Origin of the sequence: Kitasatospora sp. NBC_01287 (assembly GCF_026340565.1) — a bacterium.
Lineage (GTDB): Bacteria > Actinomycetota > Actinomycetes > Streptomycetales > Streptomycetaceae > Kitasatospora.
Genome location: NZ_JAPEPB010000001.1, coordinates 1,591,448 through 1,608,443, shown reverse-complemented (window position 1 = coordinate 1,608,443; position 16,996 = coordinate 1,591,448). Strand labels below are relative to the sequence as shown.

General features: G+C 73.6%; 13 protein-coding genes. All 13 read left to right on the top strand.

Going from position 1 to position 16,996, the window contains the following annotated elements; genetic code table 11:
* Positions 1–17 precede the first annotated feature (17 nt).
* The 13 genes from OG455_RS06565 to cobT all read left to right on the top strand — a co-directional run bounded on the left by OG455_RS06565 (position 18) and on the right by cobT (position 16,902).
* Complete coding sequence (locus OG455_RS06565) at positions 18–620, top strand: arginine repressor (RefSeq protein WP_266291168.1); 603 nt, start codon at positions 18–20, stop codon at positions 618–620.
* A gap of 192 nt (positions 621–812) precedes the next feature.
* The gene (locus OG455_RS06560; RefSeq protein ID WP_266291166.1) at positions 813–1,055 is read left to right on the top strand and encodes a ferredoxin; all 243 of its coding nucleotides are present in this window, start codon (positions 813–815) and stop codon (positions 1,053–1,055) included.
* Positions 1,052–2,227, top strand: coding sequence for a cytochrome P450 (locus OG455_RS06555; RefSeq protein WP_266291164.1), 1,176 nt, complete (start codon positions 1,052–1,054; stop codon positions 2,225–2,227). The genes OG455_RS06560 and OG455_RS06555 overlap by 4 nt, the downstream gene beginning before the upstream one ends.
* A 53-nt stretch (positions 2,228–2,280) precedes the next feature.
* Complete coding sequence (locus OG455_RS06550) at positions 2,281–3,780, top strand: hypothetical protein (protein ID WP_266291162.1); 1,500 nt, start codon at positions 2,281–2,283, stop codon at positions 3,778–3,780.
* 106 nt (positions 3,781–3,886) lie between these two features.
* Positions 3,887–5,080 (top strand): argininosuccinate synthase, encoded by a 1,194-nt coding sequence (locus tag OG455_RS06545; protein ID WP_266291160.1) that lies wholly within the window; start codon positions 3,887–3,889, stop codon positions 5,078–5,080.
* 141 nt (positions 5,081–5,221) lie between these two features.
* The gene (gene argH, locus OG455_RS06540; protein WP_266291158.1) at positions 5,222–6,646 is read left to right on the top strand and encodes an argininosuccinate lyase; all 1,425 of its coding nucleotides are present in this window, start codon (positions 5,222–5,224) and stop codon (positions 6,644–6,646) included.
* Between the two features lie 259 nt (positions 6,647–6,905).
* Positions 6,906–7,409, top strand: coding sequence for a GNAT family N-acetyltransferase (locus OG455_RS06535; RefSeq protein WP_266291156.1), 504 nt, complete (start codon positions 6,906–6,908; stop codon positions 7,407–7,409).
* Positions 7,410–7,932: 523 nt separating this feature from the next.
* Entirely contained in the window at positions 7,933–9,015 is a 1,083-nt protein-coding gene (locus OG455_RS06530; protein ID WP_266291154.1) for a methionine ABC transporter ATP-binding protein, read from the top strand.
* Entirely contained in the window at positions 9,012–9,665 is a 654-nt protein-coding gene (locus OG455_RS06525) for a methionine ABC transporter permease (RefSeq protein ID WP_266291152.1), read from the top strand. The genes OG455_RS06530 and OG455_RS06525 overlap by 4 nt, the downstream gene beginning before the upstream one ends.
* A gap of 102 nt (positions 9,666–9,767) precedes the next feature.
* Entirely contained in the window at positions 9,768–10,607 is an 840-nt protein-coding gene (locus tag OG455_RS06520; protein WP_266291150.1) for a MetQ/NlpA family ABC transporter substrate-binding protein, read from the top strand.
* A 179-nt stretch (positions 10,608–10,786) separates the two neighbouring features.
* Positions 10,787–11,413, top strand: coding sequence for a GNAT family N-acetyltransferase (locus tag OG455_RS06515; RefSeq protein ID WP_266291148.1), 627 nt, complete (start codon positions 10,787–10,789; stop codon positions 11,411–11,413).
* A gap of 190 nt (positions 11,414–11,603) precedes the next feature.
* Positions 11,604–12,824, top strand: a complete 1,221-nt coding sequence (gene cbiE / locus OG455_RS06510) for a precorrin-6y C5,15-methyltransferase (decarboxylating) subunit CbiE (protein ID WP_266291146.1) — start codon at positions 11,604–11,606, stop codon at positions 12,822–12,824.
* A 520-nt stretch (positions 12,825–13,344) separates the two neighbouring features.
* Positions 13,345–16,902: a nicotinate-nucleotide--dimethylbenzimidazole phosphoribosyltransferase gene (gene cobT / locus OG455_RS06505; RefSeq protein ID WP_266291144.1), complete on the top strand. Its 3,558-nt coding sequence runs from the start codon at positions 13,345–13,347 to the stop codon at positions 16,900–16,902.
* Positions 16,903–16,996 lie beyond the last annotated feature (94 nt).

Here is a 16,996-nt window from a genome sequence, read left to right as displayed (position 1 = left end):
CCGGGAGAATCATCATCATGACCGTGTCCCCCTCCGGCCGGCCGCCCGAGCAGCCGACCGACCAGCCCGCCGAGCAGCTGTCCGAGCCGTCCGCCACCGGCCCGGTCCCGCAGGTCCCGCAGACCCGCACCGCGCGCCACCGGCGGATCGTGGACCTGCTGACCCGTCAGCCCGTGCGCTCCCAGAGCCAGCTGGCCAAGCTGCTGGCGGACGACGGGCTGGTGGTCACCCAGGCCACGCTCTCCCGGGACCTGGACGAGCTGGGCGCGGTGAAGATCCGCAACCGGGACGGCGCGCTGATCTACGCCGTCCCGGCCGAGGGCGGCGACCGCACGCCGCGCGCGCCGATGGGGGAGTCGGCCAGCGAGGGCCGGATGGCCCGGCTGGCGGGGGAGCTGATGGTCTCGGCCACCGCCTCGGGCAACCTGGTGGTGCTGCGCACCCCGCCGGGGGCGGCGCAGTTCCTCGCCTCGGCGATCGACACCGCCGAGGTGCACGAGATCATCGGCACCATCGCGGGCGACGACACGGTGCTGCTGATCAGCCGGGACCCGTCCGGCGGCCAGGCACTGGCGGACCACCTGATGCAGCTGGCGCAGGCCCGCACCGAGCGCGCGTAGCACTGCCGCGCCGGGTGCGAGCCGGCGCCGTGCGGTGGCGCGGGACGGTGCGCGCAGGGGCGGGATCCGGCCATTCTGCACCGACCTCGCTTCGGTCGGGCGTGTGCATCACAACAGCGGGTTAGTTTGGCAGCACGGAACGTTGGTTGCCTGAGGCAACCGGCCCATCTTCGCGCCCAACGAGGTCCCGCCATGCACGTGACTGTCGATCAGGATCGCTGCTGCAGCTCCGGCCAGTGTGTGCTGACCGCCCCCGACGTCTTCGACCAGAGCGAGGACGACGGCGTGGTCCTGCTGCTCCAGGACCACCCGGATCCCGCCCTCCTCCCCAAGCTGCGCACCGCCGCCGCGCTCTGCCCGGGCGGTGCCATCACCGTCACGGCCGGGCCGGCGGACCAGCGGGAGACCGAGCAGGTGGCGGGGGTCGAGGCATGAGCGTCGTCGACGACATCAGCTTCCCGGCGCCGCGCGAGAGCGCCTGCCCCTTCGACCCGCCGCCCGCCTACCGTCGTGCCGCCACCAGGATCGCCCTCTGGGACGGCAGGCCCTGCTGGATGCTGACCGGGTATCAGGACGTGCGCACCGTCCTGAGTGACCGCCGGTTCAGCGCCGACACCCGCAACCCCGCCTTCCCGCTGCCGTTCCCCGCCCAGGCGCTGCGGCGGGACAACCCGAGCTTCATCCGGATGGACGACCCCGAGCACTCCCGGCTGCGCAAGATGCTCACCGGCGACTTCCTGATCAAGCGGGTCGAGGCGATGCGCCCGGGGATCCAGCGGATCGTCGACCAGCAGCTGGACACCATGATCGCGCACGGCTCGCCCGCCGACCTGGTCGCCGAGTTCGCGCTGCCCGTCCCGTCCCTGGTGATCTGCGACCTGCTCGGCGTGCCGTACGCGGACCACGAGTTCTTCCAGGCCCGCAGCTCACGCCTGCTGAACAGCACCCTGCCGCCGGAGGAGGTGAGCGCGGCCTTCGAGGACCTGCTCGACTACCTGACCCGGTTGACCGCCGATGGGCGGGCCGGGTCCGAGGGCATCCTGGCCAAGCTCGCCGCCCGGGACGACCTGACGGCCCACGAGGTGGCCAACAACGGCGTGCTGCTGCTGATCGCCGGGCACGAGACGACGGCCAACATGACCTCGCTCTCCACGCTCGCCCTGCTGCACAACCCGGCGCAGCTGGAGCGGCTGCGGGCCGAGCCCGAGCTGATCAACGGTGCCGTCGAGGAGCTGCTGCGGTACCTCAGCATCGTGGGTTCCGGCCTGCCCCGGGTGGCGCTGGAGGACGTCGAGCTGAGCGAGGGCCTGGTGGTCCGGGCGGGCGAGGGCGTGCTGCTGATGCTCTCCACCGCCAACCGCGACGGGGTGCAGTTCCCCGGCGGCGAGGAGCTGGACGTGGCCCGCGACGCCCGCCGCCACCTGGCCTTCGGCTTCGGCGTGCACCAGTGCCTGGGCCAGCCGCTGGCCCGGGTCGAGCTGCAGCTCGCGCTGTCGACGCTGCTGCGCCGGCTGCCGGGGCTGCGCCTCGCGCTGCCCTTCGACGAGGTCCGGTTCCGCACCGACGCGCTGATCTACGGCCTGAAGGAGCTGTCGATCGCCTGGTAACGATTCCCATCGGGCCTGGTGGTTCGTCACATCGACTGCTAGTACTGCTGCCCGTGCGGATCAGATATGAGAACACCACCAGCGCAGGGACGGTGGCGGCGTGGTCGGCCCACCCCGGCACCGTCCTGGCGGCCCTGCTGCTGGTGGTCAACGATCACCTGCTCAAGCGGGCCGCCCCAGGCTTGATCACCGGCAAGCTGAGCGATGGCGCCGGCTTGCTGGTGGCCCCGCCGCTGCTGGCCCTGGCCCTCGCGCCGCTGGTCGCCCGGCGTCACGCGGACCGGCTCGCCGCGGCGGCCCTCACCCTCACCGGCCTCGGCTTCACGCTGGTCAAGTGCACCGCCACCGGGGCCGCGCTGGCCTCGCAGGCGTGGAGCGTGGTCGGCGGTCCGTCCACCGTGCTGCGCGATCCGACCGACCTGGCGGCGCTGCCGGGCCTGGGGCTCGCCTGGTGGCTCTGGACCAGGGCCCGTGCCCGCCGCCCGCAGTGGCGGACCGTCAGGATCACGGTGCTGCTGCCGCTGATGGTGCTGACCGTCTGCGCCTCGGGTGAGGACGGGTCCTGGCAGGCCGCGCAGGTGGGCACGGCCGACGGCACCCTGCTGGTGTCCACCGACAGCTGGCTGTACCGCAGTACGGACGGTGGCCTGAACTGGGAGGGCCAGGACCGGACCCCGCCGGCGGGCGGGACGGGCTGGCAGCCGCCCGCGCCCCTCCCGTTCACCCCGCAGCGCACGGCCTGCGTCCCCGGTGCCCCCGCCCACTGCTTCCGCGCCACCGGCGCACCCCGGGTCGAGGAGACGACGGACGGCGGCACGCACTGGAACGCCGCCTGGCAGCTCTCGCCCGGCCGCGCGCTCTTCCAGCGCCGGGACGACTTCTTCGACGAGGATCCGGCCGGGGCCCAGCCCGCCACCTCCGTGGCGGTGGTGCCGCGGGCCGGGGGGTACGCGGTGCTCGTCGCCATGGACAGGGACGGGCTGCTGGTCCGCGACCCCGCCGGACGCTGGCAGCGGCAGGGGTGGGCCGGACTGGACGGCGACTTCGCCGGCCAGGCGCCGCTGACCGGCTTCCTCTCCGACATCAACAGTGAGCTCGGCCTGGCGCTCGCGGTCGGCACCGCGTGCACCGTGCTCGGCTACGCGATGGCGATCCGGCGCCGCCTGGCGGTGGTGGTCGTCCGACTGGCGGCCGCGTCCGGCTGGATCCTGCTGATCCTCCTCGCCCGGGACGGCGCGGGCGACCCCGCCCCGGGGACCGGCCTGCCGATCATCGTGCTCGGCCTGCCCTCGGTGCTGGCCGTCGTGCTGGCCACGGTCGGGCCCGAGCGGCTGACCCTGGGCGAGCACTGGTCGCTGCTCGGTGTCGGCGCCCTGAGCACCCTGGGCGTCGCCCTCCCGTTCATCGGCTGGAGCGTCGCCGCCCCGGACAGCTACCGCACCGCCGCCCTCCTCGCCGGCGCCGCCGGCCTGCTCGGCACGGCCGGAGCGGTGCTCGCCGGCCGGACGGTGCTGCGCCGCTCGGGCCGCCGCCCGCCGGTGCCGACCACCTAGCGCCGTGTCCGGACTTTGAGTTTCATACGGAGTCGTGCATACTTATGCCTACCACCGCATGGGCCGCCCATGAGCCACCCATGAGCCACCGAAGAAGGAGAAAGCCGTGACCGAGCGCGTCGTACTCGCCTACTCGGGCGGTCTGGACACGTCCGTCTGCATCGGCTGGATCGCCGAGGAGACCGGCGCCGAGGTCATCGCCGTCGCGGTCGACGTCGGCCAGGGCGGCGAGGACCTGGACGTGATCCGTCAGCGCGCGCTGGACTGCGGCGCGGTCGAGGCCGAGGTCGCCGACGCCCGCGAGGAGTTCGCCGACGAGTACTGCCTCCCGGCCCTGAAGGCCAACGCGCTCTACCAGGGCCAGTACCCGCTGGTCTCGGCACTCTCCCGCCCGGTGATCGTCAAGCACCTGGTCGCCGCCGCGCGGAAGCACGGCGCCACCACCGTCGCGCACGGCTGCACCGGCAAGGGCAACGACCAGGTCCGCTTCGAGGTCGGCATCAACTCGCTGGCGCCGAGCCTGAAGTGCATCGCCCCGGTGCGCGACTACGCGATGACCCGGGACAAGGCGATCGCCTTCGCCGAGGCGAAGAACCTCCCGATCGTCACCACCAAGAAGAACCCGTACTCGATCGACCAGAACGTCTTCGGGCGGGCCGTCGAGACCGGCTTCCTGGAGGACATCTGGAACGCCCCGATCGAGGACGTCTACGAGTACACCCAGAACCCGGCCACCGCGCGCGAGGCGGACCAGGTCGTGATCACCTTCGAGGCGGGCGTCCCGGTCGCCGTCGACGGTCGCAAGGTGACGGTCCTGCAGGCGATCGAGGAGCTGAACAAGCGGGCCGGCGCCCAGGGCATCGGCCGCCTCGACATGGTCGAGGACCGGCTGGTCGGCATCAAGTCCCGGGAGATCTACGAGGCCCCGGGCGCGATCGCGCTGATCACCGCCCACCAGGCGCTGGAGAACGTCACGGTCGAGCGCGAACTGGCCCGCTACAAGCGGCAGGTCGAGCAGCGCTGGGCCGAACTGGTCTACGACGGCCTCTGGTTCTCGCCGCTGAAGCGCGCGCTGGACGGCTTCGTCAACGAGGCCAACCAGCACGTGACCGGCGAGATCCGGATGGTGCTGCACGGCGGCCGGGCCGTGGTCGACGGGCGCAAGTCGGGGCAGTCGCTCTACGACTTCAACCTGGCCACCTACGACACCGGCGACACCTTCGACCAGTCGATGTCCAAGGGCTTCATCGAGATCTTCGGGATGTCCTCGAAGATCGCCGCCCGCCGCGACCTGGCCTGATCTCCCGCCGGTCCAGCAAGCCCCCCGAGCCCCGGCCGACCTCCCTCGGCCGGGGCTCGCCCTCACCCTCCGCAGACCCTGCACCCCCCGCAGACCCTGCACCCCCCGCAGACCCGAGAAATCCAGCAAGGAGCCCACGCGATGTCGTCCCACCAGACCGCAGACGTCCGCCTCTGGGGCGCGCGCTTCGCCGACGGCCCCTCCGAGGCGCTGGCCAAGCTCTCCGCCTCGGTCCACTTCGACTGGAGGCTCGCCCCCTACGACATCGCCGGCTCCAAGGCGCACGCCCGCGCGCTGCACGCCGCGAAGCTGCTGACCGACGATGAACTCACCGCCATGCTGGCCGGGTTGGAGCAGCTGCTGGCCGATGTCGAGTCGGGCGCGTTCACCGGCACCATCGCCGACGAGGACGTGCACACCGCGCTGGAGCGCGGCCTGCTGGAGCGGCTCGGGGCGGACCTCGGCGGCAAGCTGCGGGCCGGCCGCTCGCGCAACGACCAGATCGCCACGCTCTTCCGGATGTACCTGCGCGACCACGCCAGGACCATCGGCGGCCTGGTGCTGGACCTCCAGGAGGCGCTGGTCGGCCTGGCCGAGGCGCACCCGGACACCGCGATGCCCGGCCGCACCCACCTGCAGCACGCGCAGCCGGTGCTCTTCGCCCACCACGTCCTGGCCCACGTGCAGGCGCTGGGCCGGGACGCCGAGCGGCTGCGCCAGTGGGACGCACGCACCGCCGTCTCCCCGTACGGCTCCGGCGCGCTGGCCGGCTCCTCGCTGGGCCTGGACCCGCGGGCGGTCGCCGCCGAGCTGGGCTTCGAGGGCGGCTCGGCGGGCAACTCGATCGACGGCACCGCCTCGCGCGACTTCGTCGCCGAGTTCGCCTTCGTCACCGCGATGATCGGCATCAACCTCTCCCGGATCGCGGAGGAGGTGATCATCTGGAACACCAAGGAGTTCGGCTTCATCACACTGCACGACGCCTTCTCCACCGGCTCCTCGATCATGCCGCAGAAGAAGAACCCGGACATCGCCGAGTTGGCCCGGGGCAAGTCCGGCCGGCTGATCGGCAACCTCACCGGCCTGCTGGCCACCCTCAAGGCGCTCCCGCTGGCCTACAACCGCGATCTGCAGGAGGACAAGGAGCCGGTCTTCGACTCCTGCGACACCCTGGAGGTCCTGCTGCCGGCCTTCACCGGGATGATGGCCACCCTGACGGTCCACCGCGAGCGGCTGGAGGAGCTGGCCCCGGCCGGGTTCTCGCTGGCCACCGACATCGCCGAGTGGCTGGTCAAGCGCGGGGTCCCGTTCCGGGTCGCGCACGAGGTCGCGGGCGCCTGCGTCAAGGTCTGCGAGGGCCAGGGCATCGAGCTCTGGGACCTGAGCGACCAGCAGTTCGCCGAGATCTCCGAGCACCTGACGCCGCAGGTGCGCGAGGTGCTCAGCATGCACGGTGCGATCGGCGCCCGGGACGGCCGCGGCGGCACCGCGCCGAGCGCGGTCGCCGTCCAGCTGGCCGAGGTCAAGGCGGACCTGACGGTGCAGCGGGCCTGGGCCGCCCGCTGACCGCGCCGACACCGACCGTCGTCAGAAACCCTTCATCGGGTGATATTTCCGCGTGATTTCCGCCACCCGGAACCACCGGTGGGTTGAGAACAGCTGAAGGCTGGGTAGAGCGCTGGCGAACGTATCTCCGGTTCGGCTGATACGGTCCTGCACTACCTCCGGTCAGGGACGATCCCCGGCCGGATCGACCTCCGGCAGGCCACCCGGTGCGAAACCCTCACCCTGCGCCCCGGGTATTGACGATGGGAGGCCCCCGCACATGGGCATGAGCGTGATCATCTCGCTGGCGACCGAGCAGGACACCGAGCAGATCCTCAAACTCCAGTACCTCGGCTACCAGACCGAGGCCGAGCTCTACAGCGACTGGTCCATCGAACCGCTGACCCAGACCCTGGAGGAGCTGCGCGAGGAGCTGGCCGGCCGCCACGTGCTGGTCGCCCGGCTCGGCGACGAGGTGGTCGGTTCGGTGCGCGGCTGGATCGACGAGGACGGCGTCGGCCGGATAAGCCGCCTGGTGGTGCACCCCCGGATGCAGCGGCACGGCCTCGGCGGCCGTCTGCTGCAGGCGGTCGAGGAGCGGCTGCAGCAGGACGACCGCCCGGTGCGCGCCTTCCGCCTCTTCACCGGCCACCGCAGCCTGGGCAACCTGCGGCTCTACGCGCGCCAGGGCTACCAGCAGATCGGCGTGCGGTCGGTCAGCCGCGACCTGAGCTTCGTGACCCTGGAGAAGCCGGTCGAGGTCCCGCTGGCCACCGCCGTCTGACCCGCCCGCCGGCCACCGTCCGACCCGTTCCACACCGCTCCGCCTCGCTCCACACCGCTCCGCCTCGCTCCACATCGAACGGCCCCACCATTCCCGGTGGGGCCGTTCTGCTTCAGCCCTTGCGGCGCCTGGGCCGTGTCCGCATTGCGGACATCACATCCTGATTTCTGGGACGTGGCCTTGGGATCTGCTTTACTTACTTTCATGACTGCGACGACGAAGACCACCGCCACCGGCACCATGCCGGCAGGTGTGCGTGGCATGTGTTGTCGAATGTGTCACTGCTGATCGGGCCTCTCGCCCCGCGGGCCGCCGTCCGCCCAGCCACTCGATCCGCCGCCCCCAGCTGACCGCTCGGTCGGCCCCGTACGGGCCCTGCGGCACTTCCGGTCGAGTCCGGCTCACCCCGCCACACCTCGCCACACTTCGCCACACCCCGGCTTCCGGCCTGCCGCACGCGCGGTCATGTCCGGATTCCGGACTGTGCGCACCGCTCACCAGACCCCGACCCACGGAAGCAGCTGTGATCACCACCAAGGACCTCACCAAGGTCTACACCTCACGTGGCCGCGAGGTCAGCGCCCTGCGCGGCGTCGACCTGCACGTCCGCGAGGGCGAGGTGTACGGCGTCGTCGGCACCTCAGGAGCGGGCAAGAGCACGCTGATCCGCTGCGTCAACATGCTGGAGCGCCCCAGCTCCGGCACCGTCACGGTGGACGGGGTCGAGCTGACCGCGCTGCCCGGCGGCGACCACCGGGCCGGGCGCGAGCTGCGCGCCGCCCGCGCCCGGATCGGCATGGTCTTCCAGCACTTCAACCTGCTCTCCTCGCGCACCGTGCGGGCCAACGTCGAGCTGCCGCTGGAGCTCACCGGCCTGGGCCGCGCCGAGCGCCGCCGCAAGGCGGGCGAGCTGCTGGAGCTGGTCGGCCTCGCCGACAAGGCCGGCGCCTACCCGAGCCAGCTCTCCGGTGGCCAGAAGCAGCGGGTCGGCATCGCCCGCGCCCTGGCCGGCGACCCCAAGGTGCTGCTCTCCGACGAGGCCACCTCGGCGCTCGACCCGGAGACCACCCGCTCGATCCTGGCACTGCTGCGCGACCTCAACCGGCAGCTGGGCCTGACCGTGCTGCTGATCACCCACGAGATGGAGGTGATCAAGTCGGTCTGCGACTCGGCCGCGCTGATGCGCGACGGGCGGATCGTCGAGTCCGGCACGCTCGCCGACCTGCTCGCCACCGACGGCTCCCAGCTGGCCCGGGAGCTCTTCCCGCTCGGCGACCACGGCACCGGCGACCACGGCACCCCGGGCACCGGCACCCCCGGCACCGACACCCCCGCCTCCCGCGCCGCCACCCCGGGCTCGACCGTGCTGGAGATCACCTTCCAGGGCGACACCGCCGGCCGGCCCTTCATCTCCCAGCTGGCCAGGACCTACCAGATCGACCTGAACATCCTGGGCGCCGCGGTGGAGACCATCGGCGGCCGCCAGGTCGGCCGGATGCGGGTCGAGCTGCCCGGCCCCCACCAGGACAACGTGGTGCCGATCGGCTACCTGCGCGAGCAGGGCCTGCAGGTGGATCTGATCAGCCCGGACGGAGTTGTGGCATGAACTGGGACGACATGCAGCCGCTGCTGCACGACGCGACCATCGAGACCCTGCAGATGGTCGGCATCGCCACTCTGGTCACGCTGCTGGTCGGCCTGCCGCTCGGGGTGCTGCTGGTGCTCACCGACAAGGGCGGCCCGCTGCGCAACGCCGTGGTCAACAAGGTGGTCGGCGCGGTCGTCAACGTCGGGCGCTCGCTGCCCTTCGTGATCCTGCTGGTCGCGCTGATCCCGTTCACCCGCTGGGTGGTCGGCACCTCGATCGGCTGGCAGGCGGCCACCGTGCCGCTGGCCGTGGGCGCCATCCCGTTCTACGCCCGGCTGGTGGAGAGCGCGGTGCGTGGCGTGGACGGCGGCCTGGTCGAGGCCGTGCACGCGATGGGCGGCGGCACCTGGGCCGTGGTCCGCAAGGTCCTGCTGCCCGAGGCGCTGCCCGCCCTGCTCGCCGCGCTGACCACCACGGTGATCGCGCTGGTCGGCTACTCGGCGATGGCCGGGACGGTCGGCGGCGGCGGCCTGGGCAACCTGGCCATCACCTACGGCTACATGCGCTTCGAGACCAACTTCATGATCGTCATCGTGATCGAGCTGGTCCTCCTGGTCACCCTGGTCCAGCTGCTCGGCGACCTCGCCGTCCGCCGCCTCAAGCGCTGACCCCCGCGCTGACCCCCGCGCGCTGACCCCCAACCGAAGACTTCCGCTCCCCGAACCCCCGGGTGTGCGGCTGACTCCCCACAACGGAGAAAGGCACTTTTCGTGCGTACCGTCCTGAAGTCCACCGCCCTGATCGTCACCGCCGGCCTCGCCCTGTCGGTCGCGGCCTGCTCCTCCTCCGGCAAGAGCGGCTCCTCGAACTCCTCCAACAACGCGGACAAGCCGCTCGTCGTGGTCGCCAGCCCCACCCCCCACGCCCAGATCCTCGACTACATCAAGGACAACCTGGCCGCCAAGGCGGGGCTCAAGCTGACGGTCAAGGAGGTCTCGGACTACACCCTGCAGAACCCCGCCGTGCAGGACGGCTCCGCCGACGCCAACTTCTTCCAGCACGTCCCCTACCTGACCGACTTCAACAAGACCCACGGCACCGACATCGTGCCGGTCGAGCCGGTCCACCTGGAGCCGCTGGGCGTCTACTCGAAGAAGGTCAAGAAGGTCGCCGACCTGGCGGACGGCGCCTCGGTCGCGGTCCCCAACGACGCCACCAACGAGGGCCGCGCGCTCAAGCTGCTCGCCGACAACCAGGTGATCACCCTCAAGGCCGGGGCCGGCACCACCGCCACCGTCCAGGACATCGCGAGCAACCCGAAGCACCTCAAGTTCAAGGAGCTGGACGCCGCCCAGCTGCCGCGCGCGCTGGACGACGTGGACGCCTCGGTGATCAACGGCAACAACGCGCTGGGCGCCGGCCTCAAGCCCGCCACCGACGCGATCCTGCTGGAGAAGGCCGACGGCAACCCCTACGCCAACGTGCTCGCGGTCAAGAAGGGCCACGAGAACGACCCGCGCGTGCAGAAGCTCGCCCAGCTGCTGCACTCGCCCGAGGTGAAGAAGTACATCGACGACACCTTCCAGGGCTCGGTCATCCCGGCGTTCTGACCGGCGTCCTGACCGGCGTTCTGAAACCTGGCTCACCGCCGGTAGCCGGCCCCCGGGCCCCGTCGCGCACGCGGCGGGGCCCGGCGCGTGCGCTGCCACCTGACGCTCCGTCGACCCCCGGCGACGCCCGGCGCGCGCGGGGCGTACCGTGGGTCCACGACCCGGCGAGGAGAGACGGTATGCCAGCGAGCTTCCCCGAGACCGCGATCAGCACCGAACGGCTGCTGCTGCGCCCTCTGGAGGAGGGCGACGTGCCCGAGCTGGTCGCCATGATGGCCGACGACCTGGTGCTGAGCTGGACCGACGTCCCGCAGCCCTTCACCCGCGGGCACGCGCTGCGCTGGGTGCGCCGGTGGGCGCCCGCGCAGCGCGCCGAGGGGCGCGGGATCGCCTTCGCCGTCACCGAGCACCTCACCCAGCGGCTGGTCGGGCTGGTCGAACTACGGCACACCGACTGGCGGTTGCTCAGCACCGAGACCGCCTACGTCACCGCGTCGTGGGCCCGCGGCGAGGGCTACGCGGTGGAGGCGCTGCTCGGCGTCGCCCAGTGGCTCTTCGAGGACCGCGGCTTCCACCGCCTGGAGCTGCGCACCGCGGCCGGCAACACCGCCGCCCAGCAGGTCGCCCAGAAGATCGGCTGCATCAGCGAGGGCGTGCTGCGCAGCGCCTGGATAGTGCGCACCGGCGAGGTCGGCTCGGCCGGCGAGGAGAGCCGCAGCGACCTGATCCTCTGGAGCCTGCTCCCGGAGGACCTCGAACCCGCGCCCGTTCACCGCGCCCCGTTCGCCGCGGTGCGCCATGGCTGACGAGGGCTCCAGGGCGGCGGCCTGGAAACCCGGGCCCACCAGGTAACCTCCTCTCCTGGACGGATGGCCGCAGCGGCGGGGGTGGGTGCACCTGACGCCCGCGTGCCACCGGCCGACCCAGGGGCCCGAGCGCGCGAACGTCCGCGCCGCGGCCCGGTCGTGAGGTGGGAGTCGAGGGAGAGCAGCCGCGATGGCTGACCGGATCACGGTCATCGGGTGGGACGGCACGCCGCTGACGGCGGCCGCCGCCGCCGCGCTCGGCGCGGCCACCCTGGTGGCGGGGGCGCCGTACCAGCTCAACGCGCTGCCGGTGCCGGCCGCCGCCGAGCGGATCGCGCTCGGCAGCGTCGAACTGGCGGCCCGCAGGATCGCCGAGCACCGTGGCGCGGTGGTGGTGGTCGCCGAGGGTGACCCCGGCTTCTTCGGCGTGGTGCGGACCCTGCGCCGCCCGGAGTACGGCCTGGAGTTGGAGGTGCTGCCGGCCGTCTCCTCGGTCGCCGCCGCCTTCGCCCGGGCCGGGATGCCCTGGGAGGACGCCCAGGTGGTGAGCACGCACGGCGGCCGGCTGCGCAAGGCGGCCAACGTCTGCCGCGCCCACCCCAAGGTCGCGGTGCTGACCAGCCCCGACGCCGGGCCCAGCGAACTGGCCCTGATGCTGCGCGGGGTGCACCGCACCTTCGTGGTCTGCGAGGCGCTCGGCACCGCCGACGAGGACGTCACCGTGCTGACCTCCGACCGGGTCCCCGACCACGACTGGCGCGACCCGAACGTGGTGCTGGTGATCGGCGGCAACGCCCAGACGCAGGCCGTGGACCGGCCCTCCGGCTGGCTGGCCGGGCGCCCGGTCGGCTACCCGGGCCCCGAGCGCGGCTGGGCGCTGCCCGGCGACGCCTACGACGGCGAGAGCGCGCGGACCCTCTCGGCGCAGACCCGCGCGGTGATCCTGGCCCGCCTCGGTCCGGGGCCCGGTGACCTGGTCTGGTGCGTGGGCGCGGGCAGCGGGGCACTCGCCGTGGAGACCGCGCGCTTCGGCGCGGCGGTGGTCGCGGTGGAGGCGGACGCGGCGGCCTGCGCGCGGATCGCCGTCAACGCGCGCCGGTACGGCGTGGAGGTGGAGACGGCCGCCGGCGGTGCGCCCGAGGTGCTCGGCGGGCTGGCCGAACCCGACGTCGTGGTGGTCGAGCGCGGCGGCGCCGAGGTGGTGGCGGCGGTGCTGACCCGCCGTCCGGGGCGCCTGGTGGCGCCGGCCCGCACGCTCGCCGAGGCGGAGGCGATCCGCGGCGTGGTCGAGGCGGCGGGCTACCACGTGGAGGGCGCCATCCTGCAGTCCGCGCCGCTCACCGCCGACGGCGGCCTGGTGATCGGCGCGGGGGAGAGCAGTCTGGTGCTCTGGGCGGAGCCGCTCGGCTGAGACCGGCCGGCGAACGGTGGGCGGTCTGAGCATCCGCCAGCTGAGAACTCGCCAGCAGACGCCCTGGCAAATCCGGATGAACCGGACACCGCGCCGCTGACCTGTCCGTCCGGGCCGGTAGTCTGACGATCCGACCGACGCTCGGGATCTTCGACAGGATCCTGGCGCGGTGGGGCGCCGACGTGGTGCAACCCACACGGAGATCGTTGTGTGGGCATTCGACTGACGCTCGCCCGACCGGGAGAATGACCCGGGGCCCGGGCTGGTCGTGCCGGTTGCCCCGGGCCGTCGTTAGTTCAGGTGACGGCGCACGGTGCCCGACTGTCCCGCTCGGGGCGGGCGAGCCGCACCGGACGCCGTCAGCACCGGGCGGCCCACGGCTGCCGCGCACCGCGCGCGACAGCCGGCAGGTTGGACTGTGGGGTGGGCCGGCACGCGGCTTGGACCCGGAGCGGGCGGTGCGCCTCGGTCGGCGACCGGGCCGCCAAGGACGCGGAAGCGGCCTGGAAGGAGTGTTGACATGACCGACGGCGGTCACGTCCCCAACGAGGGACTGCCGGAGCACCTGCTCCCCGAGACCGGTACCGATCCGGCGCAGGGAGGTGGCGGGTGGGGCACCGACCTCGTCGGCCAGGCCGTACCCGTGGGCCTGCCCGGTCCTGGCTACACCTTCATCGACGACGAGGACGACGTGCTCCTGATGCCGGGGCCGCAGGGCTCCTGGAGCGACGCGTCCACCGCGCCGGTGGTTCCGCTCGGTGAGGCGCTCGCGCCGCAGGGCACCCCCGGCTACCCGGCCGCGCCGGTGTACGCGGCGGTGGACGGCTCGGTGGCCTTCCCGTCGGCCGGCGTGCCGCCGGTGCAGCCGGTGGCCCCGCCCGTGGTGCCGCAGCCCGCCGTGCCGCCCGTGGTCCAGGGCCTCGCCCCTGCGCCCGGCTTCGTACAGCCCGTGGCGGCGTCGCAGCCCATGGCCGCGCCGGTCGAGGCCGGCGCGCAGCCGCCGGCCGGTCTGCCGGTGGAGCCCTCCTGGCCGCCGCTGGACCCGCTCGTACCGGTGGTGGAGGCGGCCCCCGCGGCAGCGCCCGCGACCCCCGCGCCGATCGAGGTGCCGGTGGCGCAGGCGGTTCCCGCCGCTCCCGTCGCCGTCCCGCCGACCGCCGTCGCCTCGCCCCAGCAGCCGCAGGCGGCCGCCGCCTCGCCGTCGCGTCGCCCGCTGCACGCCGGACCGCCGATCCCGGACCCCTCGGTGATGACCGGTCAGGTCCCGGTCCGCTCGCTCGCCGACCGCGGCCCCTCCGAGCCGGGCGGCACCCCGCCGCACGGCATCCCGGTCGCGGTGCCGGTCGCACCGGTGGCGGTGGCCGCGCCCGCCCCCGCCGAGCAGCACACCGACCAGCTCACCGAGGCCGTGGTGATCCCGGCCCAGTCGGCCGCGAGCGAGCCGCAGTCCGCCGTGCCCGCACCACAGCCCGAGGCCGCTCCGGCTGTCCCGGAGGCCGTCGCGCCCTCCGAGGCACAGGTCGCCGAGGCGGCCCCCGTGGAGGCGGCTCCCGTGGAGTCCGCTCCCGTCGAGGTGCCCGCCGCCCAGGCCCCGGCGCCCGACGGCGCGCCCTCGGCCCAGGTCGTCGAGGTCGTCGAGGCCATGGAGGTGGCGGAGGTCGTCGAGGCGGTCCAGGCCCAGGCCCCGGCCGTCGAGCAGGTCGCCGAGACGGTCGCTCCCGTTGAGGCGCCCGCCGCCGAAGCCGCCGGCCCCCTCGCTCCCGCGCCCGCCGCCCACCCGCGCCGGATCGCCGCCTTCCTGGCCGACCCCGCCCCGCTCGGCCTCGCGGTCCGCGACCTGGAGCCCCAGCCCGCCGAGCCCCAGCCCGCCGAGCCCCAGCCCGCCGAGGCGCAGGCACCCGAGGTCCTGGCATCCGGGGTCCAGGCCACCGTCGAGGCCGCCCCGCAGGCTCCCGCGCCGGCCCCGGCCCCCGAGGCCGTAGCCACCCCGGCGATAGCGGCCGACGCCGCCGACGCCCCGTCAGCCGAGGCCGCCGCGATCGACGACGCGGCCGCGGACGTGACTGCCGACGCGACCGCCGAGCCCACCACCGCTGCGCCCACCCCGGCCGCCGCCGAGCCCGCGCCCACCGCCGAGGAGCAGCCCGAGCTCGCCGGCGCCGACGCGGCCACCCCGGTCGACGCCCCGGCCGAACCGACCGCCGAGCCCGAACCGACCGCGCCCGCGGCCGAACCGACCGCGCCCGCGGCCGAGCCGCCCGCCGCCGTCGAGCCCGAGCCGACCGCCGCCGAGCCCGAGCCGGTCGAGCCCCCCGCCCCCCGCCCCCCGGCGGCCCCCGGCTACGACGACCCGATGCGCGAGGCCGTCCATCAGGTGATGCGCGAGCGCCGCGACATCCGCAACGGCTTCCGCTCCGACCCCGTCCCGCACGAGGTCCTGCTGCGCGTCCTGGAGGCCGCCCACACCGCCCCCAGCGTCGGCTACTCGCAGCCCTGGGACTTCGTGGTGATCCGCTCCGCCGAGACCCGGCGCAAGATGCACGCCCTGGCCGAGCGCCAGCGCGAGGTCTTCGCCGACTCGCTGCCCAAGGCGCGGGCCAAGCAGTTCAAGGAAATCAAGATCGAGGCCATCCTCGACACCCCGGTCAACATCGTGGTCACCGCCGACCGCACCCGCGGCGGCCGGCACACCCTGGGCCGGCACACGCAGCCCCAGATGGCCCCGTACTCCGCCGCCCTCGCGGTCGAGAACCTCTGGCTGGCCGCCCGCGCCGAGGGCCTGGGCGTCGGCTGGGTGAGCTTCTTCGACGAGGAGGAGATGGTCCGCGAGCTCGGCCTGCCCGAGCACCTGGACGTCGTCGCCTACCTCTGCGTCGGCTACGTCGACGCCTTCCCGGACGAGCCCGAGCTGCAGCAGCAGGGCTGGGCCAAGAAGCGCCCGCTCTCCTGGGTGGTGCACGAGGAGCAGTACGGCAACCGGGCGCTGCCCGGCGAGGAGCCGCACAGCGTGCTCTCCGAGACGCTGCGCACCATCCGCCCGCTGGATGCCAAGGCGCTCGGCCTGGCCTGGGACCGGCAGAAGCGGATGACCAAGCCGGCCGGCTCGCTGGGCATGCTGGAGATCATCTCCGCCCAGCTCAGCGGCCTGTCCCGGAAGTGCCCGCCGCCGATCCCGGAGCCCGCCTGCGTGGCGATCTTCGCGGGCGACCACGGCGTGCACGCCCAGGGCGTCACCCCCTGGCCGCAGGAGGTCACCGCCCAGATGGTGGCCAACTTCCTGGCCGGGGGAGCGGTGGTCAACGCCTTCGCCGCCCAGGTCGGCGCCGAGGTCTGCGTGGTCGACGTCGGCGTCAAGGCCGACCTGCCGGAGGCGATCCAGCAGGGCCGCACCACCGGGCTGCTGCCGCGCAAGGTCAAGGCGGGCACCGACGACATGACGCAGGGCCCGGCGATGACCCGGGAGGAGGCGCTCAAGGCGCTGGAGATCGGCATCGAGACCGCCCGCGACCTGGTCGCGGCCGGCAACAAGATCCTGATCACCGGCGACATGGGAATCGCCAACACCACCGCCTCGGCCGCCCTGATCTCCGTCTTCACCGGTGTCGACCCGACCGAGGTCACCGGCCGCGGCACCGGCATCGACGACGAGACGCACGCCCGCAAGGTGGAGGTGATCCGCCGCGCCCTGGAGCTGCACCGGCCCGACGCGACCGACCCGATCGGCGTGCTGGCGGCCGTCGGCGGTCTGGAGCACGCCGCGATCGCCGGCTTCCTGCTCGGCGCCGCGTCGTTGCGCACGCCCGTCATCCTGGACGGTGTGATCGCCGGCTCGGCCGCGCTGGCCGCCAAGGCGATCGCCCCCGAGGTGCTCGCCGCCTGCATCGCGGGTCACCGCTCGGCCGAGCCCGGCCACCAGGCCGCGCTCGCCAAGCTCGGTCTGCGGCCGCTGATCGACCTCGACCTGCGGCTCGGCGAGGGGACCGGCGCCCTGCTGGCCCTCCCGCTGGTGCAGAGTGCCGCCCGGGCGATGCACGATGTAGCCACCTTCGACTCCGCCGGCGTCACCGAGAAGGGCTGACCCCGCGCCCCGCGGGTTCCGCCCAGCAGTCCCCACCCCGCACCGGCCCGAGGGCGCCGGTGCGGGGCCCTGCCTTTCCCGCACAGACCGCACC